The organism is Streptomyces sp. S4.7 (assembly GCF_010384365.1).
GTDB lineage: Bacteria > Actinomycetota > Actinomycetes > Streptomycetales > Streptomycetaceae > Streptomyces.
In genome coordinates, this window is sequence record NZ_CP048397.1 from 2,177,887 (window position 1) to 2,201,850 (window position 23,964).

Sequence of the window (23,964 nt, forward strand, 5' to 3'; positions counted from 1 at the left end):
AACAAAGCATGAAATACCCATGTCTTCTGGCTTTTGATCTCGGGTATCGTCCCGTTCCATGCGGCCCGGTCACTGACCAGGACCGGTGCCGGTGGGGGGAGAGCGCTTGCCGGGCTCCCGACCAGGTGTGTCTGAGCAAACGAGGAAGAAGGTTATGAAGCGCATACTCATACGCTCTGGTAAGAGCCCGTTCTACGTCGCCAGTCAGCAGGAGTTCATCCAGAAGGACCTGATCGGAACGAACTCCGGGAACCTGCTCTTCAGCGACGCCGCGCACAAGATCCTCCTCACCGAGCGCACCGAGATCACCTCCAACGGGCTCAGCACCGTCCCGACGGCCGAGCGGGCGCGGCAGATCAATGAGCAGTACGACGTCTTCGTCGTGCCTCTCGCCAATGCCTTCCGCCCCTCCTTCAAGGGCGCGTTGGACAAGCTCTCCACCCTCATCGAGCAGCTCACCATCCCCGTCGTGGTCGTGGGTGTGGGCGCGCAGGCGACTCATGACTACGACACCGCCAAGCTGGGGCCCATCGAGACCTCGGTCAAGCGGTTCGTCAGGGCCGTCCTGGACAGATCCGCCTCCATGGGCGTACGCGGTGAGCTGACCGCCGCCTACCTGGAGCGGCTCGGCTTCAAGAAGCACATCGAGGTCATCGGCTGTCCGTCGATGTTCCTCCACGGCGACACCTTCCCGACGCCCCGGGACCCGGGCACGATAGACGCCCGCTCCCGGATCGTGATCAACATGTCGCCGGGCGCGACGACCGTCGGCGACCTGGAAGGCCTGGCCCGCCACGCGCTGAGCCGCTTCCCGCACCTCAGGTACTACGCGCAGAACCTCGCCGACGCCGAGATCCTCTTCTGGGGCGACACTTCCGCCGTCACCGGCCCCAAGACACGCTTCCCCCGCCGGCTGACCCACCCGCTGTTCGAGGAGAACCGGGTCAGGGTCCCGCTGGACCCCAAGACATGGATGGACGAGCTGGCGACGTACGACTTCGTCTACGGCACCCGCATCCACGGCAACATCGCGCCCCTGCTCGCAGGCACCCCCAGCGTCGTGCTGGTCCACGACTCGCGGACCCTGGAGCTGTGCCGCTACTTCGGCATACCGCACCGGATGCTCAGCGTCACGCCCGCCGACATCCACCCGCAGGAGCTGTACGACCAGGCCGACTTCAGCGAGATGCTGAACGGGCACAAGGAGCGCTTCGACCGCTTCGTCGGCTTCCTCGACCGGAACGGTCTGGAGAACACCTTCACGCACGGCGACGGCGGCGCCGCCTTCGACCTGCGGCTCGGCGCCCTCGACCTCCCGCCGTCCCTCGGTGTGTGGGACGGCACGGACGACGGCTCGCTGCACTACCGGTTCAGCCGGCTGCACGAGCGTCACACCGTCACCGACCGCCGAATCGAGACGCTCACCAAGAAGAACAACGAACTCCAGAAGAAGCTCAACTCCATGGAGCGGCGTCTGGCCGATCTGGAGAACGGCTCGCCGCTGCGGATCGGTCCGGCGGTCCGGCGTCAGGTGCGCCGCAGGCTGCGGCCCAACAGCTGAGGCCGGGCCCCTGTCACGGCCGGTCCAGCCGGAGGCGCTCCGCCTTCGGCAGACCGGCCACCACCAGGTCGTAACTGTCCTCGACCAGCTCACGCACCGTCCCACCGGGCAGCCCGGCGACGGTGACCGTGTTCCAGTGCCGCTTGTTGAGGTGCCAGCCGGGGACGATCTGCGGATGAGCGGCACGCAGGCGGATCGCCTCGTCCGGGTCGCACTTGAGCGAGACCTTCAGCGGCTCGGCGTCCAGGGCGGTGAGCGCGAACACCTTCCCCACGACCTTGAAGACCGAGGTCTCCGGGTTGAAGGGGAACTCCTCCGTCACGGCGTTGAACTCCAGGCAGAACGCGCGCAGTTCGTCCCGCGACAGCGAGCCCTCCCGTGCCGCGCGGCTCATCGCGCCGCCGTCCGCTCGGCCGGCTCCGCGAGGACCGTCACGATCTTGTTCCGCCGGCCCGCCGGGGACTCCGCCGTCAGCCGCAGCGTGCGTCCGTCCGGCAGCTCCACCAGTGCGCTGGCCCCGGCGATCGGCACCCGGCCCAGCGCCTTCGCGAGCAGACCGCCGACCGTCTCCACATCCTCGTCGTCGAACTCGTCGAGCCCGTACAGCTCCCCGAGATCGCCGATGTCGAGCCGGGCGGTGACCCGGTAGGAGTCGGTGCCCGTCTCCTCGACGGGCGGCAGCTCACGGTCGTACTCGTCCGTGATCTCGCCGACGATCTCCTCCAGGATGTCCTCGATCGTCACGATGCCGGCCGTGCCGCCGTACTCGTCGATGACGACGGCGACGTGATTGCGCTCCTGCTGCATCTCCCGCAGCAGATCGCCCGCGTTCTTCGTGTCCGGTACGAACGCCGCCGGGCGCATCGCCGTGGAGACCAGATCGGCCTCGGAGTCACGGTTGATGTGCGTCTTCCTGACGAGGTCCTTGAGGTAGACGATGCCGACGATGTCGTCCTCGTTCTCCCCCGTGACCGGGATCCTGGAGAAGCCGGAGCGCAGCGCCAGCGTCAGGGCCTGCCTGATCGTCTTGTAACGCTCGATGCAGACCAGGTCCGTACGCGGCACCATGACCTCCCGCACCAGGGTGTCCCCGAGCTCGAAGACCGAGTGCACCATCCGGCGCTCGTCGTCCTCGATCAGCGACTCCTGCTCGGCGAGGTCGACCATCGCCCGCAGCTCGGCCTCGCTCGCGAACGGTCCCTTGCGGAAACCCTTGCCCGGCGTGAGGGCGTTGCCCAGGAGGATCAGCAGCTGCGGGACCGGCCCCATGATCCGGGCCAGCGGCAGCAGTACGTACGCCGCGGCGGTCGCCGTGTTCAGCGGGTGCTGGCGGCCGATGGTGCGCGGGGAGACGCCCACGGCGACATAGCTCACGAGGACCATCACGCCGATCGCGACGACCAGCGAGACCCAGGTGTCCTCGAACTCCTCCAGGCAGACGTACGTGACCAGCACGCCGGCCGCCATCTCGCAGGCGACCCGCACCAGCAGCGCCACGTTGAGATACCGCGTCGGGTCGGCGGCGATCTGCGCCAGCTTGTCGGCGCCGCGCCGCCCGGAGCGCTCCGCCTCGGCCGCGCGGAACGTGGAGACGCGGGCGAGCCCCGCCTCGGCGCAGGCCGCCAGCCAGGCGACGACGACCAGCGCGACGGCCCCGATGATCAGTTGCGTGATCACGAGACGGTCGGTGCGGGAGAGGGACCGGTGAGGCCCTGTTCGGCCCGCCAGCCGTCCACGATGGCCGCCTGGAGGCCGAACATCTCGGCCTTCTCGTCCGGCTCCTCGTGGTCGTACCCGAGGAGGTGCAGGACACCGTGGACGGTGAGGAGCTGAAGCTCCTCGTCCATGGAGTGCCGCGTCGGCGCTTCCTCGCCCTGGGTCTTCGCGACCTCCGGGCAGAGCACGACGTCACCGAGGAGCCCCTGGGGGGGCTCCTCGTCGTCCTTCACCGGTGGACGCAGCTCGTCCATCGGGAAGGACATGACGTCGGTCGGACCGGGGAGGTCCATCCACTGCATGTGCAGCTGCTCCATGGCGGCGGAGTCCACCACGATCACCGAGAGCTCGGAGAGGGGGTGGATACGCATCCGGGTGAGCGCGTAGCGGGCGGCCCCGAGGATCGCCTGCTCGTCGACCTCGGTGCCTGACTCGTTGTTGACGTCGATCGACATGGTGCGGTGTGACTCTCCCGGATAGGTGCCGCTGGGCCGCGGGGTGCCGGCTCAGCTGTGCTGTTCGTTGCCGTTGCGGCTGTCGTACTGCTCGTAGGCGTCGACGATACGGCCGACGAGCTTGTGCCGGACGACATCGTCCGATGTGAGCCGGGAGAAGTGCACGTCCTCGACGTCGTGCAGGATGTCCTGGACCTGGCGCAGGCCGCTCTTCGTGCCGCCGGGGAGGTCGACCTGGGTGACATCGCCGGTGATGACGATCTTCGAGTCGAAGCCGAGCCTCGTCAGGAACATCTTCATCTGCTGCGAGCTGGTGTTCTGCGCCTCGTCGAGGATGATGAAGGCGTCGTTCAGCGTGTTGTGCGTCAGCAGATAGTCCTCAGTGACGTACAGCGAGTCCTCGGCTGCCACCTGGATGCACACCGCCTCCTCCCGGCCCGCGGGATCGATCCGGTCGATGAATCGCATCGGCCGGCCCCCGCCGCCGCTCGCCAGATACTTCTCACGCTTGCGTGCGAGACGGAAGGGCTCGACGCCCTCCGGGAGGCGGATGTCGATCACGTGAGCGTCCCTGCGGTGCTCCACGTCCCGGCCGTTGACCCTGCCCGGCCGCCTGTCCGCTGCCGCCCTGCGACGTGAGTAGGCGACGCCGCCCAAGGACTGGACCAGGCTGATGACATCGTCGCGCAGCAGGATCGACGTCGTCGTGTACTGGATACGGCAGCTCCGGTCGGACTGCGCCACGGGGCCGCCGTCGGAATCCAGCAGTCCCTGAAGCAGGGCCAGCCGCACATCCGCGGAGTTGTACAGGTAGGCGTCGGGGACGAACTTGGAGCACGACCTGGTACCGAGGAGATCCAGTTCCCGAAGAACCTTCGTGACGGGACTCTCCAGAGTCATCACGTCACCCGGGGCCTTCACCCTGTTCAGGGTGTAGTCGACGCGGTCCTTCCACGTCACCGAGACACCGGGCAGCGCGGCCTCCAGCAGAGGGATCAGCTCGGCGTCGGCGGTGGCGAATGACGGCGTGGTGGAACCGGTCAGACACCCGTCACCGAGCAACAGCCCGAGAGCGTAGGCATCCATGGGTACCTCCCGCTCCGGGAAGCACACCGGCTGGGTGAGCATCGGCAGTTCGTACCTGCGCGCGTGCGCCGCACGGAGGTTGCCGATCATCTCCTTCGTCTCCAGGACCCGCCAGGGCTTGTCACGCCGTCGGTCCGACGCGGTCCTGACCGTCCAGAGATGGTCACCGCAGCAGAGGGTCGACGACCCGTCCTGTGCCGTGACCCGGTAGATGTCCTTCTCGCCCTGCGGATACACGCCGAGGACCGGTGTCGGCTCGCCGTTGGACCCGATGACCAGGTCGCCCACCGCCAGCTCACCGATGGGCCGGAAGCCGGACGGCGTCAGCACCTTGGTGAACACAGGCTGGGCCCTGCCGCGCATGTAAGCCAGGGGTGCGACCTCGATCGTGCCCGCCGCCATCAGGCGCGGGATCGAGTCGGGGTCGAGCATGTCGTGCAGCGCGTCGTAGAGCGGGCGCAGATACGGGTCGATCTTCTCGTACAGCGTGCCGGGCAGGAAGCCGAGCCGCTCCCCCGCCTCCACCGCGGGCCTGGTCAGGATGATCCTGGTGACCTGCTTGGACTGGAGGGCCTGCACGGCCTTGGCCATGGCGAGATAGGTCTTGCCGGTGCCCGCCGGGCCGATGCCGAAGACGATCGTGTGCTTGTCGATCGCGTCCACGTAACGCTTCTGGTTGAGCGTCTTGGGGCGGATCGTGCGGCCACGGCTGGAGACGATGTTCTGCGTGAGAACTTCGGCGGGGGTCTCGGGTCCGTCCGCGCCGCCGTTCTCGCTCGCCCTGAGCATGGCGATCGAGCGTTCCACTGCGTCCTCCGTCATCGGCTGACCGGTGCGGAGCACCAGCATCATCTCGTCGAACAGGCTCTGGATCAGCGCGACCTCGGCCGCGTCGCCCACGGCACTGATCTGATTGCCCCGGACATGGATGTCGGCGGCCGGGAACGCCTTCTCGATCACGCGCAACAGCGAGTCACCGGAACCCAGGATCGTCACCATCGGGTGCCTGGCCGGGATGGTGAAGTGGGCTCGCGCCTGACCGGGCGCGGGGGTAGGGACTGTGGGTGTCTGAGTCATGGGCCGGCACTGTGGCCTGCACATACCTCCCGTTGCGGGGTTCTCGCCGCTCGACAACCTCTGGGTACCAGCGTACGACTCCGCACTGACAAGCCCGTAGGGCTTTTCCGCGCGCCTTTCCGGCGGGCGGTCCGAAGAGCCGCCGCGAGGGCCCCGCCGCGTCAGCCCGAGCGGCCGAACCCGATCGTCGGCACGGCCCGGCGCAGCGGCCACGGCCTGCTCGGCGCGGGCAGGAGACCGGCCAGGAAGGCGTACCGCCGCAGGGCCGCCGGGTCCTGGTCCGACGACTCCTGGACATAGCTCCACCAGGCGGCGACCTCCGCCCAGCCGGGCGAGGACAGTGATCCGCCGAACTCCTGGACGGAAAGGGCCGCCGTGAGCCCGGAGAAGGCGAGCCGGTCGGCGAGCGGCCAGCCGGCGAGGGTGCCGGTGACGAACCCGGCGACGAACACGTCGCCCGCGCCCGTCGGGTCGAGCGCCTCCACGTCGATGGCCGGCACCTCGGCGGTGGCGCCGGTGGCGCTGTCGACCGCGTACGCGCCCTCCGCGCCCAGGGTCACGACCACCAGCGGCACCAGCTCGGCGAGCGCCCGCGCGGCGGCCTTGGGGCAGTCCGCCCGGGTGTAGCGCATCGCCTCCTGCGCGTTGGGCAGGAACGCCTCGCAGTGCGCGAGGTCGGGGAGCCCGGCGAGGTCCCAGCGGCCGGTGTCGTCCCACCCCACGTCGGCGAAGACGCGCGCGCCGTGCCCGGCGGCGCGGGCGATCCACCCCTCGCTGCGGCCCGGTGTGAGCGCGGCGACGGCGCCACGCGCGCGTGGCGGGCACTCGGGCAGGGTGCCCTCGGGCGGCGGCGCCTCGTGGCCGTGCGAGACCATCGTGCGCTCGCCCTCGTACGCCATGGAGACCGTGACCGGTGAGTGCCAGCCGGGGACGGTGCGTGAACGGGAGAGGTCGATGCCCTCGCCCTGCTCCAGCGCGTCCCAGCAGTACTCCCCGTAGTGGTCGTCGCCGAAGGCGGCCGACAGCGAGGTGCGCAGTCCCAGCCGGGCCAGCGCGCTGGCCATGTTGGCGATGCCGCCGGGGCTCGAACCCATGCCCCTGGCCCAGGACTCGGTGCCGCGCACGGGGGCGCTGTCGAGGCCGGTGAAGATGATGTCGAGGAAGACCGTGCCGGTGAGGTAGACGTCGCAGTCCGGGTCGTCGGGGGCGCGCAGGGCGCCCAGCGGGTCGACATCGGCGGTGTGTGCCTGCGGGGTTCCTTCACGTGGGGTCACGGTCGCGCTCCCGGATCGGCGTACGGATCCGGACAGTGTGCCCGATGGCACCGACAGTCGGCGTGACGGCGGGGCCGTGGGGGCCGCCGCCGGCCGACCGGGCGCGGGTCAGCCGGAGCGCTTGGGGAGCGGCACCCGTACGAGGTCCGCAGCGACGGTCAGCTCGCCGTCGTATCCGGCCGCCCTGGCCTGCCGCTCGAACTCCGCCGGGTCGCTGTAGCGCTGCGAGAAGTGCGTCAGTACGAGGTGCCGTACGCCGGCCTCCCGTGCCACCGCCCCCGCCTGGCCCGCCGTCAGATGACCGTGGTCTGCGGCCAGTTGGTGGTCCTCGTCGAGGAAGGTGGACTCGATGACCAGCATGTCGCAGCCGTCGGCCAGGGCGTGCACACCGTCGCAGAGCCGGGTGTCCATGACGAACGCGAAGCTCTGGCCCCTGCGCTCCTCGCTGACGTCGGCGAGCGTCACCCCGCGCAGTTCGCCGTCCCGCCGCAGGCGTCCCACGTCGGGACCTGCGATGCCGTGCGCGGCGAGGCGTTCGGGCAGCATCCTGCGGCCGTCGGGCTCGGTGATCCGGTAGCCGTAGGACTCGACGGGATGCGAGAGCTTGTGCGCCCGCAGGGTGTACGAGTCGGTCCGCGCGAGTACGCCGTCGGCCTCGACGGGTGCCTCGGTGATGTCGACGCTCTCGCGGTACGCCGTCGCGTAACGCAGCCTCCTGAAGAAGACGTGCCCGCTCGCCGGGTAGTGCGCGGTGACCTCGTGCGGGACGCCGTCCAGGTTGATGCGCTGGATCACTCCGGCGAGGCCGAGCGAGTGGTCGCCGTGGAAGTGCGTGACGCAGATCCGGTTGATGTCGTACGCGGCGACCGAGGCGCGCGCCATCTGGCGCTGGGTGCCGTCGCCCGGGTCGAAGAGGATGCCCTCGCCGTCCCAGCGCAGCAGATAGCCGTTGTGGTTGCGGTGCCGGGTGGGGACCTGGCTGGCGGTGCCGAGGACGACGAGCTCTCGTACGGACACGGTGTCGGCCGCCTACCCGGGGGGCCAGTTGAGGCCGCGTCCGCCCAGTACGTGTGCGTGGGCGTGGAAGACGGTCTGGCCGGCGCCGCTGCCGGTGTTGAAGACGATCCGGTAGCCGCTGCCGACGGTCTTGTCCTCGGCGGCGACCTCGGCGGACTCGCGCAGGATGTCGGCGGCGATCTGCGGCTCGGCGGCTGCGAGCGACGCCGCGTCCGGGTAGTGGACCTTGGGGATCACCAGCACATGGGTGGGGGCCTGCGGGTTAATGTCCCTGAAGGCCATGGTGGTGTCCGTCTCACGCACGACGGTGGCGGGCACCTCCCCGGCGACGATCTTGCAGAACAGGCAGTCGGCCTGTCGTTCTCCCGCCATGGTCCGGGTCTCCTCGCGTCGGTCGGCCGGTCGTGCCTGGTCGCTTCCGTACGGAGGCATGCTATCCGCCCGTCGGCGCCGGGAGGTGTCCGCCCGGCGATCAGGACCAGCGGCCGGTGCGGCCCAGGAGCAGCGCGCAGGCGGCCGTGCCGGCGGTGGAGGTGCGCAGTACGGTGCGGCCGAGCCGGTACGGGGCGGCCCCGGCGTTCGCGAACAGCGCCAACTCGTCCGGGGAGACGCCGCCCTCGGGTCCGACGACCAGCACGATGCTTCCGGCGTCCGGGAGTTCGGCGGTGGCCAGCGGTTCGCTGCCGTCCTCGTGCAGGACGGCGGCGAAGTCGGCGGCCCCGAGGAGGACCGCGACCTCTTTGGAGGACACCGCCTCCGCGACCTCGGGGAAGCGGAGCCTGCGGGACTGCTTGCCCGCCTCGCGGGCGGTGGCGCGCCACTTGGCCAGGGCCTTCGCGCCCCGCTCGCCCCTCCACTGGGTGATGCAGCGGGCGGCCTGCCAGGGCACGATCGCGTCGACGCCGGTCTCGGTCATCGTCTCGACGGACACCTCGCCCCGGTCGCCCTTGGGCAGGGCCTGCACGACGGTGATGCGCGGCGCGTGCCGGTCCTCGGTCCGTACGCCGGTGACGGCCACCTCCAGCCGGTCCTTGCCGTGGACGGCCGCGACCGTCCCGTGTGCGCCGGTCCCGGCGCCGTCGGTCAGGACGACCTCCTCACCGACGCGCAGCCTCCTTACGGAGACCGCGTGGCGGCCCTCGGGGCCGTCCAGCGTGACGGTGCCGGGCCGCAGGGTCTCGGCGGTGTCGACGACGAAGACAGGTGCGGTCATGAGGTGTTTCCCGGGGTCAACGAGGCGCGGGCGGCTTCGAGTTCGTCGGCGAGGACCTCGACGAGCCGCCCGGCGGGCAGATCGCGGGCCATCCGGTGGCCCTGGCCGGCCCACAGGGCCATGCCCTGGGGGTCGCCGACCTTGGCGGCGGCCTTGCGCAGCCCGGCGGTGAGGTGGTGCACCGCGGGGTACGCGGGCGGGGCGTAGGGGCCGTGTTCGCGCATGAAGCGGTTGACGAGACCCCGCGCGGGCCGGCCGGAGAAGGCGCGGGTGAGCTCGGTCCGGGTGAACAGCGGATCGGTCATGGCGCGCTTGTGGAGGGCGTGGGCACCGGACTCCGGGCAGACGAGGAAGGCGGTGCCGAACTGGGCGGCGTCGGCGCCCGCGGCGAGTACGGCGGCGATCTGGCCGCCGCGCATGAGCCCGCCGGCCGCGATGACCGGCAGCGTCACGGAGTCGCGTACCTGTGTGACGAGCGACAGCAGCCCGAGGCCCGCGCCGTCGGTCGCGGGGTCGTCGCGGTGCGTGCCCTGGTGGCCGCCTGCCTCGATGCCCTGGACGCAGACGACGTCGGCGCCGGACCACTCGGCGGTCTGGGCCTCCTCGGGCGTGGTCACCGTGACGACGGTGAGGGTGCCGACGCGGGTGAAGGCGTCGAGCGTGGTGGGCGTGGGGCAGCCGAAGGTGAACGACACCACAGGGACGGGGTCGTCGAGGAGTATCGCGAGCTTGGCCTCGTACCCGTCGTCACGGCCCGCCTCGGGGTCGCCGAGGGGCGTCTCGTACCAGGTCGCCTCACCGGCGAGCTGATCGCGGTAGACCTCCACGGCGGCGTGGTCGTCGTGGTGCGGCTGCGGCATGAACAGATTGATCCCGAAGGCGCTGCCGCTGAGTCCCCGGAGCTGTTTGACCTCCTGGTACATACCGTCGGCGGTCTTGTACCCGGCGGCGAGGAATCCGAGCCCTCCGGCGTCACCGACGGCCGCGACCAACCGCGGGCAGGACGCGCCGCCGGCCATGGGGGCCTGCACGATCGGATACCGGCAGATGTCGGTCAACACGGAGGACATGCACGCATCGTGCCATGCCGCCGGTGGGGTGCCGAATGCGGACCGCGATCGCCGGACGGACCGCATGCGCGGTCCGTCCGGCGATCGGGGGCGCAACGCCCGCCGATTCGGCCGGACCGGGCCCTAACGGCCGTTGAACGCGTCCTTCAGCCTTGAGAAAAGCCCCTGTTGACCCGGTTGAAACTGGCCGGTGGGCCGTTCCTCGCCCCTGAGCTTCGCCAGCTCGCGCAGCAACCGCTCCTGCTCCGGGTCGAGTTTCGACGGGGTCATGACCTCGACATGGACGATCAGGTCGCCCCGGCCGCCCCCGCGCAGATGCGTGATGCCGCGGCCGTGGAGCGGGATCGACTGGCCCGACTGGGTGCCCGGCCGGACGTCGATGTCCTCGACGCCGTCCAGTGTCTCCAGCGGACACTGGGTGCCCAGCGCCGCCGCCGTCATCGGGATGGTCACCGTGCAGTGCAGATCGTCGCCGCGACGCTGGAACACCGCGTGCGGCGATTCGTGGATCTCGACGTACAGATCGCCCGCCGGCCCGCCGCCGGGGCCGACCTCGCCCTCACCGGAGAGCTGGATGCGGGTGCCGTTGTCGACACCCGCCGGGATCTTGACCGTGAGCGTGCGGCGCGAGCGGATGCGGCCGTCGCCGGCGCACTCGGGGCAGGGGGTCGGCACGACCGTACCGAAGCCCTGGCACTGCGGACACGGCCGCGATGTCATGACCTGGCCCAGGAAGGACCGCGTGACCTGCGAGACCTCGCCGCGACCGCGGCACATGTCGCAGGTCTGCGCGGAGGTGCCGGGTGCGGCGCCCTCGCCCGAGCAGGTCGTACAGACGACCGCCGTGTCGACCTGGATGTCCTTGGTGGTGCCGAAGGCCGCCTCGTTGAGGTCGATCTCCAGCCGGATCATCGCGTCCTGGCCGCGCCGCGTCCGCGACCTCGGGCCACGCTGCTGCGACGTCCCGAAGAACGCGTCCATGATGTCGGAGAAGTTGCCGAAGCCACCGGCCCCGAATCCGCCCGCGCCGCCGCCCGCCTGCGAGAGCGGGTCGCCGCCGAGGTCGTAGACCTGCTTCTTCTGCGGGTCCGACAACACCTCGTAGGCGGCGTTGATCTCCTTGAAGCGCTCCTGCGTCTTGGGATCGGGATTGACATCCGGGTGCAGCTCGCGGGCGAGCCTGCGGAATGCCTTCTTGATCTCGTCCTGGGACGCGTCGCGGCGTACGCCGAGTACGGCGTAGTAGTCCGTGGCCACTTACGACTCCGCCAGGATCTGTCCGACGTAACGTGCCACTGCGCGTACCGCTCCCATCGTTCCGGGGTAGTCCATGCGGGTCGGTCCGACCACGCCGAGTTTGGCGACTGCCTCGTCGCCCGAACCGTAGCCGACCGCGACGACGGACGTGGAGTTGAGGCCCTCGTGGGCGTTCTCGTGCCCGATTCGTACGGTCATGCCCGAGTCCTCGGCCTCGCCGAGCAGCCTGAGGAGCACGACCTGCTCCTCAAGTGCCTCCAGCACCGGCCGGATCGTCAGGGGGAAGTCGTGCCCGAAGCGCGTCAGATTGGCGGTGCCGCCGATCATCAGCCGCTCCTCGGTCTCCTCGACCAGCGTCTCCAGCAGCGTCGCCAGGACCGTGGTCACCGTGCCCCGGTCCTCCAGGTCGAAGGACTCGGGCAGCTCCTGCACCAGCAGCGGCACGTCCGAGAACCGGCGGCCGACGACCCGGGCGTTGAGCCTGGCCCGCAGGTCCGCCAGCGACGTGTCCCCGAACGGCACCGGGCAGTCGATCATGCGCTGCTCGACCCGGCCGGTGTCGGTGATCAGGACCAGCATCAGCCGCGCGGGGGCCAGCGAGAGCAGCTCCACGTGCCGCACCGTCGAGCGCGTCAGCGAGGGGTACTGCACGACCGCGACCTGCCGGGTCAGCTGCGCGAGCAGCCGCACCGTACGGCCCACCACGTCGTCCAGATCGACGGCGCTGTCGAGAAAGTTCTGGATGGCCCTGCGCTCCGGCGCCGACAGGGGCTTGACGCCCGCCAGCCGGTCGACGAAGAGCCGGTAGCCCTTGTCCGTCGGAATACGCCCCGCACTCGTGTGGGGCTGGGCGATGAAGCCCTCGTCCTCCAGGACGGCCATGTCGTTACGGACAGTGGCCGGGGAGACACCGAGCTTGTGCCGCTCGGTCAGCGCCTTGGAGCCGACGGGCTCCTCAGTGCCGACATAGTCCTGGACGATGGCGCGCAGCACCTCAAGCCTGCGTTCGCTCAGCATCGCGCACACCTCCAGCTCTGGTTCCTCGGATCCGGCTTGGCACTCGGTGCGTTGGAGTGCCAGCATTCCCCGGGCCAGTGTACGGCCGTGAGGTACGCCCCTAGCAAGGCCGACCGGTCACGCTACCGCGCGCGGCACCGCCGTCCCCACCGATAGCGTCGTCGTATGAACGTCCGTTGGGAAGAGCACGGCTGGGAAGGCATCGCACCGGGAGTCGGCAGACGCAGGCTCCCTGGCTGGGATGCGACGGTCGGGCTGGTCGTGGGTGAGGACGCCGTACTCCTGTACGACACGGGCTCGACGCTCCGTGAGGGCGCCGAGATCCGCGCCCAGGCGCAGGCGCTGTGCGGTCGGCGCGTGACGCACATCGCGCTCAGCCATCCCCACTTCGACCATGTCCTGGGGACCGCGGCCTTCTCCGGTGCGCGGGTGTACGGCGCGGTCGGCCTGGCGGAGCTGCTCCCGCGCGACCGCGAGAGCCTGCGCGCCTCCGCCGTACGGCACGGGGTGGACGTCGCCGACGCCGCGGAGGCCGTGGACGTACTGGTCGCGCCGCAGCACGCGGTGTCCGGCGAGTCGACGCTCGATCTCGGCGGGCGGCAGGTACTTCTCGCCAATATCGGACCGGGGCACTCCGGCCACGATCTCGCGCTGCTCGTCCCCGGCGAACGCGAGGTCGTCTTCTGCGGTGACCTGGTCGAGGAGTCGGGCGAACCACAGGCCGGCGACGACGCGGTCCCGGCACGCTGGCCGGCCGCGCTGGACCGGCTGCTGGCGCTGGGCGGCGACGACGCGCTGTACGTTCCCGGCCACGGTGCCGCCGTCGACGCGGCGTTCGTGCGGGCGCAGCGCGACGAACTGGCGGCGCGTTTCGGCACGGCGTGACCGGTCGGCCGCGAGTTCCCGCACGGGGTGGCGCGGGGCCCCGATATCGTCGGCGGATGCGCAGTTACAGCCCCGATCTGACCCCGCCCTGGAAGCGTTCGAATCCGGTGCCCGAGGTGCCCGCCGAACCGGATCTGGTGGTCGAGGAGGTGTCGACGGGCTTCTGCGGCGCGGTGATCCGCTGCGAGAAGACCGCCGAGGGGCCGACGGTCACCCTGGAGGACCGCTTCGGCAAACACCGGGTGTTCCCGCTGGTGGAGCGCGGATTCATGCTCGAAGGCCGGGTCGTCACGCTGGTCCGCCCCACCGCCGGCGGCCCCGCCCGCCCCACCCGCACGGCCTCCGGCTCGGTCGCCGTCCCGGGGGCGCGCGCCCGGGTGGCCCGTGCGGGACGCATCTACGTCGAGGGGCGGCACGACGCGGAGCTGGTCGAGCGGGTCTGGGGCGACGACCTGCGGATCGAGGGCGTGGTGGTGGAGTACCTGGAGGGCATCGACGATCTCCCGGCGATCGTCGCGGAGTTCGGCCCGGCGGCGGACGCGCGCCTCGGTGTGCTGGTCGACCACCTGGTGCCCGGCTCGAAGGAGTCCCGCCTCGCGGAGCAGGTCACGGGGGACGACGTCCTGATCGTGGGCCACCCGTACATCGACGTCTGGCAGGCGGTGAAGCCGTCGTCGGTCGGCATCCCGGCGTGGCCGACGATCCCTCGGGGCCAGGACTGGAAGACGGGGGTGTGCCGCGAGCTGGGCTGGCCGGAAAACACCGGTGCGGCGTGGCAGCGGATCCTGGCCTCGGTGCGGTCGTACAGGGACCTGGAGCCGGCGTTGCTGGGGCGGGTGGAGGAACTGATCGACTTCGTCACGGAGCCGGGTGTGGGCTGACCGGGTCCGCGCGGTGCGGGCCGTTCTGGCCTCAATCGCCGGCCGGGCTCGGTTGGTGCGGGCCGGTGGCCGGGTGCCGCTCCGGGGTCATGCCCGGACGGCGTGATTTACGGCGCGCGCAAGGCTCGTTGGTCTCAGGGGAACCGGCATTCTCACGCGCCGTAAATCACGCCGTCCGGACATACCCCTCCGGAGACCCCGCCCCCCGACCGGGACCGACAACCGCAACCAAGACCCCGGACACCGCGCCCCGGAAGGGCCCCGCCCCCCGACCGCCACCGACAACCGCAACCATCAAGCCCGGCCGGCGACTGAGGACGAACCCGGCCCGCAGGGGCAACCTCAGTCCACCAGCCCCCGCACCACCGCATCCGCCAGCAACCGCCCCCGCAGCGTCAGCACCGCCCGCCCCTCCCCGTACGGGCCCGCCTCCAGCAGACCCTCGGACCGTGCCCGCCCCGCCGCCGCCAGACCGGCCGGCCGCAGCAGTGACAGCTCCACGCCGTCCGACAGCCGCAGTTCCAGCAGGATCCGCTCGACGCGCCGGTCCTCCGCCGTGAGGACCTCCCGGCCCGCCCCCGGAGACCGCCCCTCCGCCAGCGCCGCCGCGTACGCGCCGGGGTGCTTCACGTTCCACCACCGGACCCCGCCGACGTGGCTGTGGGCGCCCGGTCCCGCGCCCCACCAGTCCGCGCCGCGCCAGTACAGCTCGTTGTGCAGACAGCGCCCGGCGTCGGTGGTGGCCCAGTTGGACACCTCGTACCAGGAGAACCCGGCGGCCCCCAGTGTCTCGTCCGCGATCAGATAGCGGTCGGCGTGCTCGTCGTCGTCGGTCATGGGAACCTCGCCGCGCCGGATGCGCCGGGCCAGCCCCGTGCCCTCCTCGACGATCAGCGCGTACGCCGAGATGTGGTCGGGCCCGGCGCCCACCGCCGCCGCGAGCGAGGCGCGCCAGTCGTCGTCGCTCTCGCCGGGTGTGCCGTAGATCAGGTCGAGGTTCACATGGTCGAACCCGGCCGCGCGGGCCTCCGCCACGCACGCCTCGGGCCGCCCGGGGGTGTGCGTGCGGTCGAGCACCTTCAGGACGTGCTGCCGGGCGCTCTGCATGCCGAAGGAGACGCGGTTGAAGCCGCCTTCGCGCAGCTCCGCGAGGTACGCCGGGTCGACGGACTCCGGGTTCGCCTCGGTGGTGACCTCGGCGTCGTCGGCGAGCCCGAACTCCTCGCGTACGGCGCCCAGCATCCGCACGAGGTCGGACGCGGCCAGCAGCGTGGGCGTACCGCCGCCGACGAAGACCGTACGGACGGGCCTGGGGTCGTCGCCGAGGACCTTCCGGGCGAGCCGGACCTCGTCGGTCAGGGTGTCGGCGTAGTTGTCGCGCGAGGCCAGCACGCCGCCCGAGCCGCGCAGCTCGGTCGCCGTGTAGGTGTTGAAGTCGCAGTAGCCGCAGCGGGTGGCGCAGTACGGCACGTGGAGATAGAACCCGAGCGGCCGGTCGGCCGCGCCCTGAAGGGCGTGCGGGGGCAGCGCGCCGGAATCGGGCATGGGGTCACCGTCGGGCAGGGCGGAAGGCATGCCCCCAGTGTCCCGCACCTCGCGGGTGCGCCGGCGCGCCCTACACCGCGCGCAGCACCAGCATCGCCAGGTCGTCCGAGGGCGGGCTCGGGTCGAAGTCGTGCACGGCGCGTCTGATCCGCTCGGCGACACCCTGCGCGCTCAGTCCCGCGCAGCCCGCCAGGATCGCGGCGAGGCCGTCGTCGTCGTCCAGGAGCAGCCGCCCGGAGCGGCGCTCGGTGACGCCGTCGGTGACGCACAGGAGCGTGTCCCCCGACGCCAGGTCGAAGCTGAGGCTCTCGTAGGCGACGTGCTCGTCGACCCCGAGGAGCAGTTGCGGCTCGGCGGCGACCCGTACCGTCCCGTCGGGGCGCAGCAGCAGCGGCAGCGGGTGGCCGGCGCTCGCGAGTGTGCAGCGGGCGCCGCCGCCGGTGCCGGGGAGCGGCTCCAGCTGGCCGTAGAGCAGGGAGAGGAAGCGGGACTGGCCGCCGTCGGCGAGCCCGCCGCCCCGGCCGTCGTCGAGGCTCTTGATGTCGCGGATGTCACCGAGCGGGCCCAGGTCGCTGAGGCCGGGGAGACCGCTCTCGCCGCCGGAGAGGTCCTGGCCGCCGGCGACGGCGACCATCAGCGCGGCGGCCTCGGCGGCCTCCATCGCGTCGTCCAGCAGGAGCCGGTTGAGCCGGTCGAGGACTTCGCCGACGCCGTACCCCTCGCGGGCGAGGAGCCGCAGCCAGGGTCGGGCCAGTCCGGTGACGACGGCGGCCTCCGGGCCGCTGCCCTGGACGTCGCCGAGCATGAAGCACCAGCGACCGCCGGGCGGCGCGGGGAAGACGTCGTAGAAGTCGCCGCCGACCACTCCGTCGTCGGCGGGCTCGTACACGAGGTGGCTCTCGACGCCCGGGATCCGGGCGACCTGGCTGGGCAGCAGACCGCGCTGCAGGATCCGGCTGATGGTGGCCTGCCGGGTGTAGCGGCGGGCGGCGCCGATCGCGAGGCCGACCCGGCGGGCGAAGTCCTCGATGAGCGCGATCACTTCGTCGGGCATCCGGGCGAGCCGCCGCCGTCCGAGGACCAGGGTGCCGAGGTGGCGGTCGCCCGCGACGAGCCGGCAGGAGACCGCGGCGCCGTCGTGCGCGCCGGTCTGGCCCGAGCCGGGCCAGGGGACGGGTACAGGAACGTTCCGCCCAGGGCCCGAGCCCGTCGTGTCCTGGGTGTCGAGCAGCCGGGGCGGCTCCTTCTCCAGGAGGGCGCGCAGTATCTCGATGCGGGACTCGTCGGCGTGCCAGACGCGGGCCAGTCGCGGTGCTGCGCCCGCCCTGCCGTGGCCCTCGCCCTCGCCGTCGAGCCAGATCGCGCACCAGTCGGCGAGGCGGGGCACCAGCAGCTGACCGGCGAGGGCTGCGACCAGGTCCTCGTCGAGCTGTCCGGCCAGCAGGTCGGAGGCCTCGGCGAGGAAGGAGAGGGCGCCCCGGCTGATCCAGTCCGGGTCCTCGCGCGCCGTTCCGCGGGGTGCGGGGGCGAGGATCTCGGCGGCGCGCAGACCGCGCCGGAGGGCGGGTTCGCCGACGGCTCCGTTGACTCCCGCGGCTCCGTCGGCGCCACTGCCCGCCGGTTCCTCGGCGGTCGGCCCGTCGAGCGGGAGGCGGGCCCAGACGGTCTTGAGGCCGGTGCGGTAGGTGATGCCCCAGCGCTCCGTGAGGGCGGCGATGAGCTGGAGGCCCCGGCCGTAGTCGGGGGAGCCGCCGCCCGCCGGGCCGTGCGCGTCGCTGCGCACCGAGCGGGCGGGGTGGTGGTCGGACACCTCGATGACGAGCGCGGCGGGCTCCCGCTCGGCCGTACTCTCCTCGCCGGACCCGGCGCCCGGCCCGGACGCGTCCTCGGGTCTCTCGTCGTACAGCTCCCGCGGTGCTTCGAGGCGGCAGAGCAGTTCCACGTTGGTGCCCGCGTGCACGACCGCGTTGGTGACCAGTTCGTCGACGATCAGCACCGCGTCGTCGGCCAGCCCGTCGGTGCTGTGCCCGCCCGGCGGGCACGCCTCGTCGCCCTGGCACAGGGCGCAGGTGGCGAGCAGCCCGAGGCTGGTCCACTCGGCGAGCGCCGCGCGCACGAAACGGCGCGCGGCGGACGGGGCGAGCGGGTTCCCCGGCAGGCTGGTGCGTGCCGTGCGTCGCTCGTCGTTCCGGAACGCCCGGTTCCGAGCCGGATTCGATGCTTCCGGATCGTCCGCGTTCCAACAGTCCCCTATAGGCCCCACGTGCGGCTCCTGGTCGTTTCTTGCATTGCGCCGCTTACCACCCGGACAGAGTGACAGACTGAGCGTGCCCATAAGCGTCGAGTCATCGAAAACGGGCGAAGAAGTGAACGAAGAACGGAGCCCGGACGCACTTCCCGGCCGCCGCACCCCCAGCTCACACCCACCCGGATTCCCCGCACCCGGCCATCACGCACTCGGACGCCACCCACGATGAGCAACCCGATACCCACCGGACCGCCCGCCGACACACCGGTCACCGACCGCGCGGGCATCCTCCTCGTCGACGACATGGAGGAGAACCTCCTCGCCCTGGAAGCGGTGCTGGCATCGCTCAACGTGCCGCTGGTACGGGCCCGTTCGGGCGAGGAGGCGATACGGGCCCTGCGCCGCGAGCGGTTCGCCCTGGTCCTGCTGGACGTTCGGATGCCGGGCATGGACGGCTTCGACACCGCCGCCGGCATCAAGCGCCTCGATCAGGCCAAGGACGTCCCGATCATCTTCCTGACCGGGAGCGACCTCGACAGCGGCTTCACGTTCCGCGGCTACGCGAGGGGGGCCGCCGACTTCATCCCGAAGCCGTTCGATCCCTGGGTGCTGCGCGCCAAGGCGACCGTCTTCCTCGAACTGCACCGCAAGAACCGCCAGTTGGAGGCCCTGCTCGCGCGCGATCACGTACAGCTCGCGGAGATGGCCCACCGGCTCTCCGCGATCGGGTCCCTGCTCGGTGAACCCGGCGGCGACATCGCTGCGGACGGTGACGGCGACGGTGGTGACGCGAACACCCTGCGCGGGCCCGGCGAGTTGGCGGCGCTGCGCGGTCATGTGGCGGGACTGGACAACATACTGCGGGAATTACGACGCGGACGGAGCCCTCAGCCGTAGTCCCCGGCCGCCAACCCCGCCCGCGTACTCATGTACGACGCGTAGACGCCTCTACGCCTCCCGCGCTCCGGCGTACATCTCGTCCAGCAGGTACTTGTACTCGCGCTCCACGACGGGCCGCTTGAGCTTCAGGCTCGGCGTCAGCTCGCCGTGCTCGATGTCCAGGTCGCGCGGCAGCAGCCGGAACTTCCTGATCGTCTGCCAGCGCTGGAGCCCCTCGTTGAGCTGCGTCACATAGCCGTCGACGAGCTCCTGGGTCCGCGGTGAGGCGACGACGTCGGCGTACGACGCGCCCTCCATACCGTTCTCGGCCGCCCAGCCGAGCAGGGCGGCTTCGTCCAGCGAGATGAGCGCGGTGCAGAAGTTGCGGTCGGCGCCGTGCACCAGGATGTTCGAGACGTACGGACACACCGCCTTGAACTGGCCCTCGACCTCGGCCGGCGCGATGTACTTGCCGCCGGAGGTCTTGATCAGGTCCTTCTTGCGGTCGGTGATCCGCAGATAGCCGTCGACCGACAGCTCGCCGATGTCGCCGGTGTGGAACCAGCCGTCGGATTCGAGGACTTCGGCGGTCTTCTCGGGCAGCCCGTGGTAGCCGTCCATGATGCCGGGGCCGCGCAGCATGATCTCGCCGTCGTCGGCGATGCGGACCTCGGTGCCGGGCAGCGGCTTGCCGACGGTGCCGGTGCGGTACGCCTCGCCCGGGTTGACGAAGCTCGCCGCGCTCGACTCCGTCAGGCCGTAGCCCTCCAGGATGTGGATCCCGGCGCCGGCGAAGAAGAAGCCGATGTCGGGCGCGAGCGCGGCGGATCCGGAGATCGCGGCGCGCAGCTGTCCGCCGAACGCCTCGCGGAGCTTGGCGAAGACGAGCTTGTCGGCGACGGTGTGCTTGGCGCCGAGCGCGAAGGGCACCGAAGCGGTGCCGGTGTGGCGGAAGTTGTCCTGGCTGACCTTGGCGTACTCGCGCGAGACACCGGCGGCCCACTGGAAGATCTTGTACTTCGCGGCGCCGCCCGCACGCGCCTTGGCCGCGACGCCGTTGTAGACCTTCTCGAAGATGCGGGGCACCGCCGCCATGTAGCTGGGCCGCACCACCGGCAGATTCTCGATGATCTTGTCGACACGCCCGTCGACGGCGGTGACATGGCCGACCTCGATCTGGCCGGAGGTGAGCACCTTGCCGAAGACGTGCGCGAGCGGCAGCCAGAGGTACTGCACGTCGTCCTTGGTGATGAGCCCGGTGGCCGCGATCGCTTTCGCCATGTACGACCAGTTGTCGTGCGGCAGCCGCACACCCTTGGGACAGCCCGTGGTGCCGGAGGTGTAGATGAGGGTGGCGAGCTGTTCCGCCGTGATCGCGCCGACCCGCTCCTTGACGACCCCGGGGTGCTCCTCCAGATACTTCGTCCCGCGCTCCTCCAGCTCGGCGAGCGAGAGCACCCAGCCGTCCGGGTCGCCCTCGGCGGGCTTCGCGTCGGCCGTCTCGATCACCACGACGTGCGCGAGCTCGGGGAGCTCGGCCCGCCGCTCACGCGCCTTGGCGAGCTGGGCGGCGTCCTCGGCGATGAGGACGCGGCTCCCGGAGTCGGCGAGGATGTACGCGCACTCCTCGGCGTTCGTCGAGGGGTAGACCGTCGTGGTCGCGGCGCCCGCGCACATCACGCCGAGGTCGGCGAGGATCCACTCGACGCGGGTGGCGGCGGCGAGTGCGACGCGCTCCTCGGCCCGCACGCCGAGCGCGATCAGACCGGCCGCCATCGCGTACACGCGCACCGCGGCCTGGCCCCAGCTCAGGGACTCCCAGTCGTCGGGGCCCTCGCCCGAGGCGGGAGGAACGGGGTAGCGGTAGGCCTCGGCGTCCGGCGTCGCCGCCACGCGCTCAATGAAGAGGGCCGCCACCGACGGCGGCCGGTTCTCGATCAAGGTCTTTGTGTCGCTCACGACGTCCTCCGGGCCCCGCAAAGCTTGCGCGACTGGTTTGTTGTTTAACTGGTGAGTAACCATCGAGCAGTGATCAGACTAGAGTGCACCCGCCCGGTGCGTAAGAGGACGCGTGCAGCCGCTTCATAACGAACCGGACCCTTGGATGCCGGTCGGGCCCGGCGCCTGAGCGCACGGGCCCGACCGGCCTACTCGCGAGTCGCTTCTCGGTCACCGCTTACCGGTCACCGCCGAGTGTCACCGTGTCACCGCTGACGGGTCACGCCTTCGGTCCTTCGGTCACTTCTTCTTGCTCGACGACTCGTCGCTGGAGAGCACCGCGATGAACGCCTCCTGCGGGACCTCCACGCTGCCGACCATCTTCATCCGCTTCTTGCCCTCCTTCTGCTTCTCCAGCAGCTTGCGCTTCCGGGAGATGTCACCGCCGTAGCACTTGGCGAGGACGTCCTTACGGATGGCGCGGATCGTCTCGCGGGCGATGACCCGGGAGCCGATGGCCGCCTGGATGGGCACCTCGAAGGCCTGGCGCGGGATGAGCTCCCGGAGCTTGGCGACGAGCCGTACGCCGTACGCGTACGCCTGGTCCCGGTGCGTGATGGCGGAGAACGCGTCGACCTTGTCGCCGTGCAGCAGGATGTCGACCTTGACGAGCTGGGCGCTCTGCTCGCCGGTGGGCTCGTAGTCCAGCGACGCGTAACCGCGGGTCTTGGACTTCAGCTGGTCGAAGAAGTCGAAGACGATCTCGGCGAGCGGCAGCGTGTAGCGGATCTCGACCCGGTCGGCGGAGAGGTAGTCCATGCCGAGGAGCGTGCCGCGGCGGGTCTGGCACAGCTCCATGATCGAGCCGATGAACTCGCTGGGCGCCAGGATCGTGGCCCGCACGACGGGCTCGTGCACCGAGTCGATCTTCCCCTCGGGGAACTCGCTCGGGTTGGTGACGATGTGCTCCTTGCCGTCCTCCATCTCCACCCGGTAGACCACGTTCGGCGCGGTCGCGATCAGGTCGAGGTTGAACTCACGCTCCAGCCGCTCCCGGATCACGTCGAGGTGCAGCAGCCCGAGGAAGCCGACGCGGAAGCCGAAGCCGAGGGCCGCGGAGGTCTCCGGCTCGTAGACCAGCGCCGCGTCGTTGAGCTGGAGCTTGTCGAGGGCGTCGCGCAGCTCGGGGTAGTCCGAGCCGTCCAGCGGATAGAGACCGGAGAACACCATCGGCTTGGGGTCCTTGTAGCCGCCCAGCGGCTCGGTCGCGCCCTTGCTGAACGAGGTGATCGTGTCACCGACCTTGGACTGCCGGACGTCCTTCACCCCGGTGATGAGGTAGCCGACCTCGCCGACGCCGAGCCCGTCCGCCGGGGTCATCTCGGGCGAGGAGACGCCGATCTCCAGCAGTTCGTGGGTGGCGCCGGTCGACATCATCCGGATGCGCTCGCGCCTGTTGAGCTGGCCGTCGATGACACGGACGTACGTGACGACGCCCCGGTAGGAGTCGTACACCGAGTCGAAGATCATCGCGCGCGCCGGGGCGTCCGCGACTCCGACCGGCGGGGGCACGTCCTTGACGACCCGGTCGAGCAGCACGTCCACGCCGACACCGGTCTTCGCGGAGACCTTCAGGACGTCCTCGGGCTGGCAGCCGATCAGGTTCGCCAGCTCCTCGGAGAACTTCTCGGGCTGCGCGGCCGGCAGGTCGATCTTGTTGAGCACCGGGACGATGGTGAGGTCGTTCTCCATCGCCAGATAGAGGTTGGCGAGGGTCTGCGCCTCGATGCCCTGGGCGGCGTCCACCAGCAGGATCGTGCCCTCACAGGCGGCGAGCGAGCGGGAGACCTCGTAGGTGAAGTCCACGTGGCCCGGAGTGTCGATCATGTTCAGGACATGGGTCGTTCCCTGGTCCGGACCCTCGTTGGGAGCCCACGGCAGCCGGACCGCCTGGGACTTGATCGTGATGCCGCGCTCGCGCTCGATGTCCATCCGGTCGAGATACTGAGCACGCATCTGCCGCTGGTCGACCACTCCGGTCAGCTGGAGCATCCGGTCGGCGAGCGTCGACTTGCCGTGGTCGATGTGCGCGATGATGCAGAAATTACGGAGCAGCGCCGGGTCCGTACGGCTCGGCTCGGGCACGTTGGTAGGGGTCGCGGGCACGCAGGGTCCTGATTCTTGAGACGCGCGGCGTCTCGTCTCGGGTCGACATCGGATCGATACGTAGGCTCCATCGTCCCACGGGTACGGGGCTGCGCCCGGTTTGGGCCGGTCGGACGGTGACTGGTAGCGTGGGCGGCTGTGTCTGCTGCTGTCTCGGCACGGGCGCTCATTCAAAGATCATCGAACCTGAAAAGGCATTTCGTGGCGAACATCAAGTCCCAGATCAAGCGGAACAAGACCAACGAGAAGGCGCGCCTGCGCAACAAGGCCGTCAAGTCGTCGCTCAAGACCGCGATCCGCAAGGCCCGCGAGGCCGTCGTCGCCGGTGACGTCGAGGCGGCCAACGTGGCCGTCCGCGAGGCGTCGCGCAAGCTCGACAAGGCTGCCTCGAAGGGTGTCATCCACAAGAACGCCGCCGCCAACAAGAAGTCGGCGCTGGCGTCCAAGGTTGCCACCCTGCAGGGCTGAGCGACTGTCTGCTCACTCTTGATTCCAACCGCCGGAACGGACTCAGCGGGCCCTCTCTACCGCTCCTGACCGGTGTCTTTCGGATCCGCACACGACTGCGTTCGCCACGCGGGTACGGATCCAGCCAGGTTTGACGACGAAGGCCCCGGTACGGCGTACCGGGGCCTTCGGCATGCGGGTCGGTCCCCCGCGGCCGCCGTGCCCGGCCGAA

General features: G+C 70.7%; 20 protein-coding genes. 5 read left to right on the forward strand and 15 right to left on the reverse strand.

The window, feature by feature from the left end; all coding sequences use genetic code 11:
- Positions 1-154: 154 nt before the first annotated feature.
- The gene (locus tag SSPS47_RS09625; protein ID WP_164250253.1) at positions 155-1,561 is read left to right on the forward strand and encodes a polysaccharide pyruvyl transferase family protein; all 1,407 of its coding nucleotides are present in this window, start codon (positions 155-157) and stop codon (positions 1,559-1,561) included.
- A 13-nt stretch (positions 1,562-1,574) separates the two neighbouring features.
- Here the strand turns inward: SSPS47_RS09625 and SSPS47_RS09630 are convergent, their stop codons facing one another.
- From SSPS47_RS09630 to hrcA, 11 genes are all read right to left on the reverse strand, one after another.
- Positions 1,575-1,928 carry an MmcQ/YjbR family DNA-binding protein gene (locus SSPS47_RS09630; RefSeq protein ID WP_164254476.1) on the reverse strand — a complete coding sequence of 118 codons (354 nt, stop codon included), beginning with the start codon at positions 1,926-1,928 and terminating at the stop codon, positions 1,575-1,577.
- 23 nt (positions 1,929-1,951) lie between these two features.
- Positions 1,952-3,238, reverse strand: a complete 1,287-nt coding sequence (locus tag SSPS47_RS09635; protein WP_164250255.1) for a hemolysin family protein — start codon at positions 3,236-3,238, stop codon at positions 1,952-1,954.
- A complete protein-coding gene (ybeY, locus tag SSPS47_RS09640; protein WP_147872981.1) occupies positions 3,235-3,732 on the reverse strand; it encodes an rRNA maturation RNase YbeY in 498 nt (165 codons plus the stop codon). The genes SSPS47_RS09635 and ybeY overlap by 4 nt, the downstream gene beginning before the upstream one ends.
- 51 nt (positions 3,733-3,783) lie before the next feature.
- Entirely contained in the window at positions 3,784-5,895 is a 2,112-nt protein-coding gene (locus SSPS47_RS09645; RefSeq protein WP_164250257.1) for a PhoH family protein, read from the reverse strand.
- A 161-nt stretch (positions 5,896-6,056) separates the two neighbouring features.
- Positions 6,057-7,169, reverse strand: coding sequence for a PfkB family carbohydrate kinase (locus tag SSPS47_RS09650; RefSeq protein ID WP_239064827.1), 1,113 nt, complete (start codon positions 7,167-7,169; stop codon positions 6,057-6,059).
- Positions 7,170-7,277: 108 nt separating this feature from the next.
- Complete coding sequence (locus SSPS47_RS09655) at positions 7,278-8,186, reverse strand: ribonuclease Z (protein ID WP_164250259.1); 909 nt, start codon at positions 8,184-8,186, stop codon at positions 7,278-7,280.
- 12 nt (positions 8,187-8,198) lie between these two features.
- A complete protein-coding gene (locus SSPS47_RS09660; protein WP_147872985.1) occupies positions 8,199-8,558 on the reverse strand; it encodes a histidine triad nucleotide-binding protein in 360 nt (119 codons plus the stop codon).
- A 100-nt stretch (positions 8,559-8,658) separates the two neighbouring features.
- Complete coding sequence (locus tag SSPS47_RS09665) at positions 8,659-9,399, reverse strand: 16S rRNA (uracil(1498)-N(3))-methyltransferase (RefSeq protein ID WP_164250260.1); 741 nt, start codon at positions 9,397-9,399, stop codon at positions 8,659-8,661.
- The gene (locus SSPS47_RS09670) at positions 9,396-10,469 is read right to left on the reverse strand and encodes a nitronate monooxygenase (RefSeq protein WP_164250262.1); all 1,074 of its coding nucleotides are present in this window, start codon (positions 10,467-10,469) and stop codon (positions 9,396-9,398) included. The genes SSPS47_RS09665 and SSPS47_RS09670 overlap by 4 nt, the downstream gene beginning before the upstream one ends.
- 123 nt (positions 10,470-10,592) lie before the next feature.
- Positions 10,593-11,726 (reverse strand): molecular chaperone DnaJ, encoded by a 1,134-nt coding sequence (gene dnaJ / locus SSPS47_RS09675; RefSeq protein ID WP_147872988.1) that lies wholly within the window; start codon positions 11,724-11,726, stop codon positions 10,593-10,595.
- A complete protein-coding gene (hrcA, locus tag SSPS47_RS09680; protein ID WP_023541911.1) occupies positions 11,727-12,743 on the reverse strand; it encodes a heat-inducible transcriptional repressor HrcA in 1,017 nt (338 codons plus the stop codon).
- A gap of 165 nt (positions 12,744-12,908) precedes the next feature.
- On the opposite strand from hrcA, the gene SSPS47_RS09685 reads away from it, so the two are divergent.
- The gene (locus tag SSPS47_RS09685) at positions 12,909-13,628 is read left to right on the forward strand and encodes an MBL fold metallo-hydrolase (protein ID WP_164250264.1); all 720 of its coding nucleotides are present in this window, start codon (positions 12,909-12,911) and stop codon (positions 13,626-13,628) included.
- 56 nt (positions 13,629-13,684) lie between these two features.
- Positions 13,685-14,509: a DUF3097 domain-containing protein gene (locus SSPS47_RS09690; RefSeq protein WP_147872990.1), complete on the forward strand. Its 825-nt coding sequence runs from the start codon at positions 13,685-13,687 to the stop codon at positions 14,507-14,509.
- A 342-nt stretch (positions 14,510-14,851) separates the two neighbouring features.
- Here the strand turns inward: SSPS47_RS09690 and hemW are convergent, their stop codons facing one another.
- Together hemW and SSPS47_RS09700 are read right to left on the reverse strand one after the other, a co-directional pair.
- The gene (hemW, locus tag SSPS47_RS09695) at positions 14,852-16,084 is read right to left on the reverse strand and encodes a radical SAM family heme chaperone HemW (RefSeq protein ID WP_164250266.1); all 1,233 of its coding nucleotides are present in this window, start codon (positions 16,082-16,084) and stop codon (positions 14,852-14,854) included.
- A gap of 40 nt (positions 16,085-16,124) precedes the next feature.
- Positions 16,125-18,212 (reverse strand): SpoIIE family protein phosphatase, encoded by a 2,088-nt coding sequence (locus tag SSPS47_RS09700; protein WP_239065236.1) that lies wholly within the window; start codon positions 18,210-18,212, stop codon positions 16,125-16,127.
- A 315-nt stretch (positions 18,213-18,527) separates the two neighbouring features.
- Here SSPS47_RS09700 and SSPS47_RS09705 point away from each other — a divergent pair, with 315 nt between their 5' ends.
- The gene (locus tag SSPS47_RS09705) at positions 18,528-19,199 is read left to right on the forward strand and encodes a response regulator (RefSeq protein ID WP_164250270.1); all 672 of its coding nucleotides are present in this window, start codon (positions 18,528-18,530) and stop codon (positions 19,197-19,199) included.
- A gap of 51 nt (positions 19,200-19,250) precedes the next feature.
- Here SSPS47_RS09705 and SSPS47_RS09710 read toward each other — a convergent pair whose 3' ends face one another.
- On the reverse strand, positions 19,251-21,140 hold the full coding sequence (locus SSPS47_RS09710) for a long-chain fatty acid--CoA ligase (RefSeq protein ID WP_164250271.1): 1,890 nt from the start codon (positions 21,138-21,140) through the stop codon (positions 19,251-19,253).
- A 279-nt stretch (positions 21,141-21,419) separates the two neighbouring features.
- On the reverse strand, positions 21,420-23,285 hold the full coding sequence (gene lepA, locus SSPS47_RS09715) for a translation elongation factor 4 (RefSeq protein WP_164250273.1): 1,866 nt from the start codon (positions 23,283-23,285) through the stop codon (positions 21,420-21,422).
- A gap of 201 nt (positions 23,286-23,486) precedes the next feature.
- Here lepA and rpsT point away from each other — a divergent pair, with 201 nt between their 5' ends.
- Positions 23,487-23,753, forward strand: coding sequence for a 30S ribosomal protein S20 (rpsT, locus tag SSPS47_RS09720; RefSeq protein WP_147872996.1), 267 nt, complete (start codon positions 23,487-23,489; stop codon positions 23,751-23,753).
- Positions 23,754-23,964 lie beyond the last annotated feature (211 nt).

Excerpts from the sequence above, each read along its gene's own strand:
- SSPS47_RS09625 (WP_164250253.1), top strand. The coding sequence starts at position 155 with ATGAAGCGCATACTCATACGCTCTGGTAAGAGCCCGTTCTACGTCGCC.
- ybeY (WP_147872981.1), bottom strand. The coding sequence starts at position 3,732 with ATGTCGATCGACGTCAACAACGAGTCAGGCACCGAGGTCGACGAGCAG.
- SSPS47_RS09645 (WP_164250257.1), bottom strand. The coding sequence starts at position 5,895 with ATGACTCAGACACCCACAGTCCCTACCCCCGCGCCCGGTCAGGCGCGA.
- SSPS47_RS09660 (WP_147872985.1), bottom strand. The coding sequence starts at position 8,558 with ATGGCGGGAGAACGACAGGCCGACTGCCTGTTCTGCAAGATCGTCGCC.
- SSPS47_RS09665 (WP_164250260.1), bottom strand. The coding sequence starts at position 9,399 with ATGACCGCACCTGTCTTCGTCGTCGACACCGCCGAGACCCTGCGGCCC.
- SSPS47_RS09670 (WP_164250262.1), bottom strand. The coding sequence starts at position 10,469 with ATGTCCTCCGTGTTGACCGACATCTGCCGGTATCCGATCGTGCAGGCC.
- hrcA (WP_023541911.1), bottom strand. The coding sequence starts at position 12,743 with ATGCTGAGCGAACGCAGGCTTGAGGTGCTGCGCGCCATCGTCCAGGAC.
- SSPS47_RS09685 (WP_164250264.1), top strand. The coding sequence starts at position 12,909 with ATGAACGTCCGTTGGGAAGAGCACGGCTGGGAAGGCATCGCACCGGGA.
- SSPS47_RS09690 (WP_147872990.1), top strand. The coding sequence starts at position 13,685 with ATGCGCAGTTACAGCCCCGATCTGACCCCGCCCTGGAAGCGTTCGAAT.
- hemW (WP_164250266.1), bottom strand. The coding sequence starts at position 16,084 with ATGCCTTCCGCCCTGCCCGACGGTGACCCCATGCCCGATTCCGGCGCG.
- SSPS47_RS09705 (WP_164250270.1), top strand. The coding sequence starts at position 18,528 with ATGAGCAACCCGATACCCACCGGACCGCCCGCCGACACACCGGTCACC.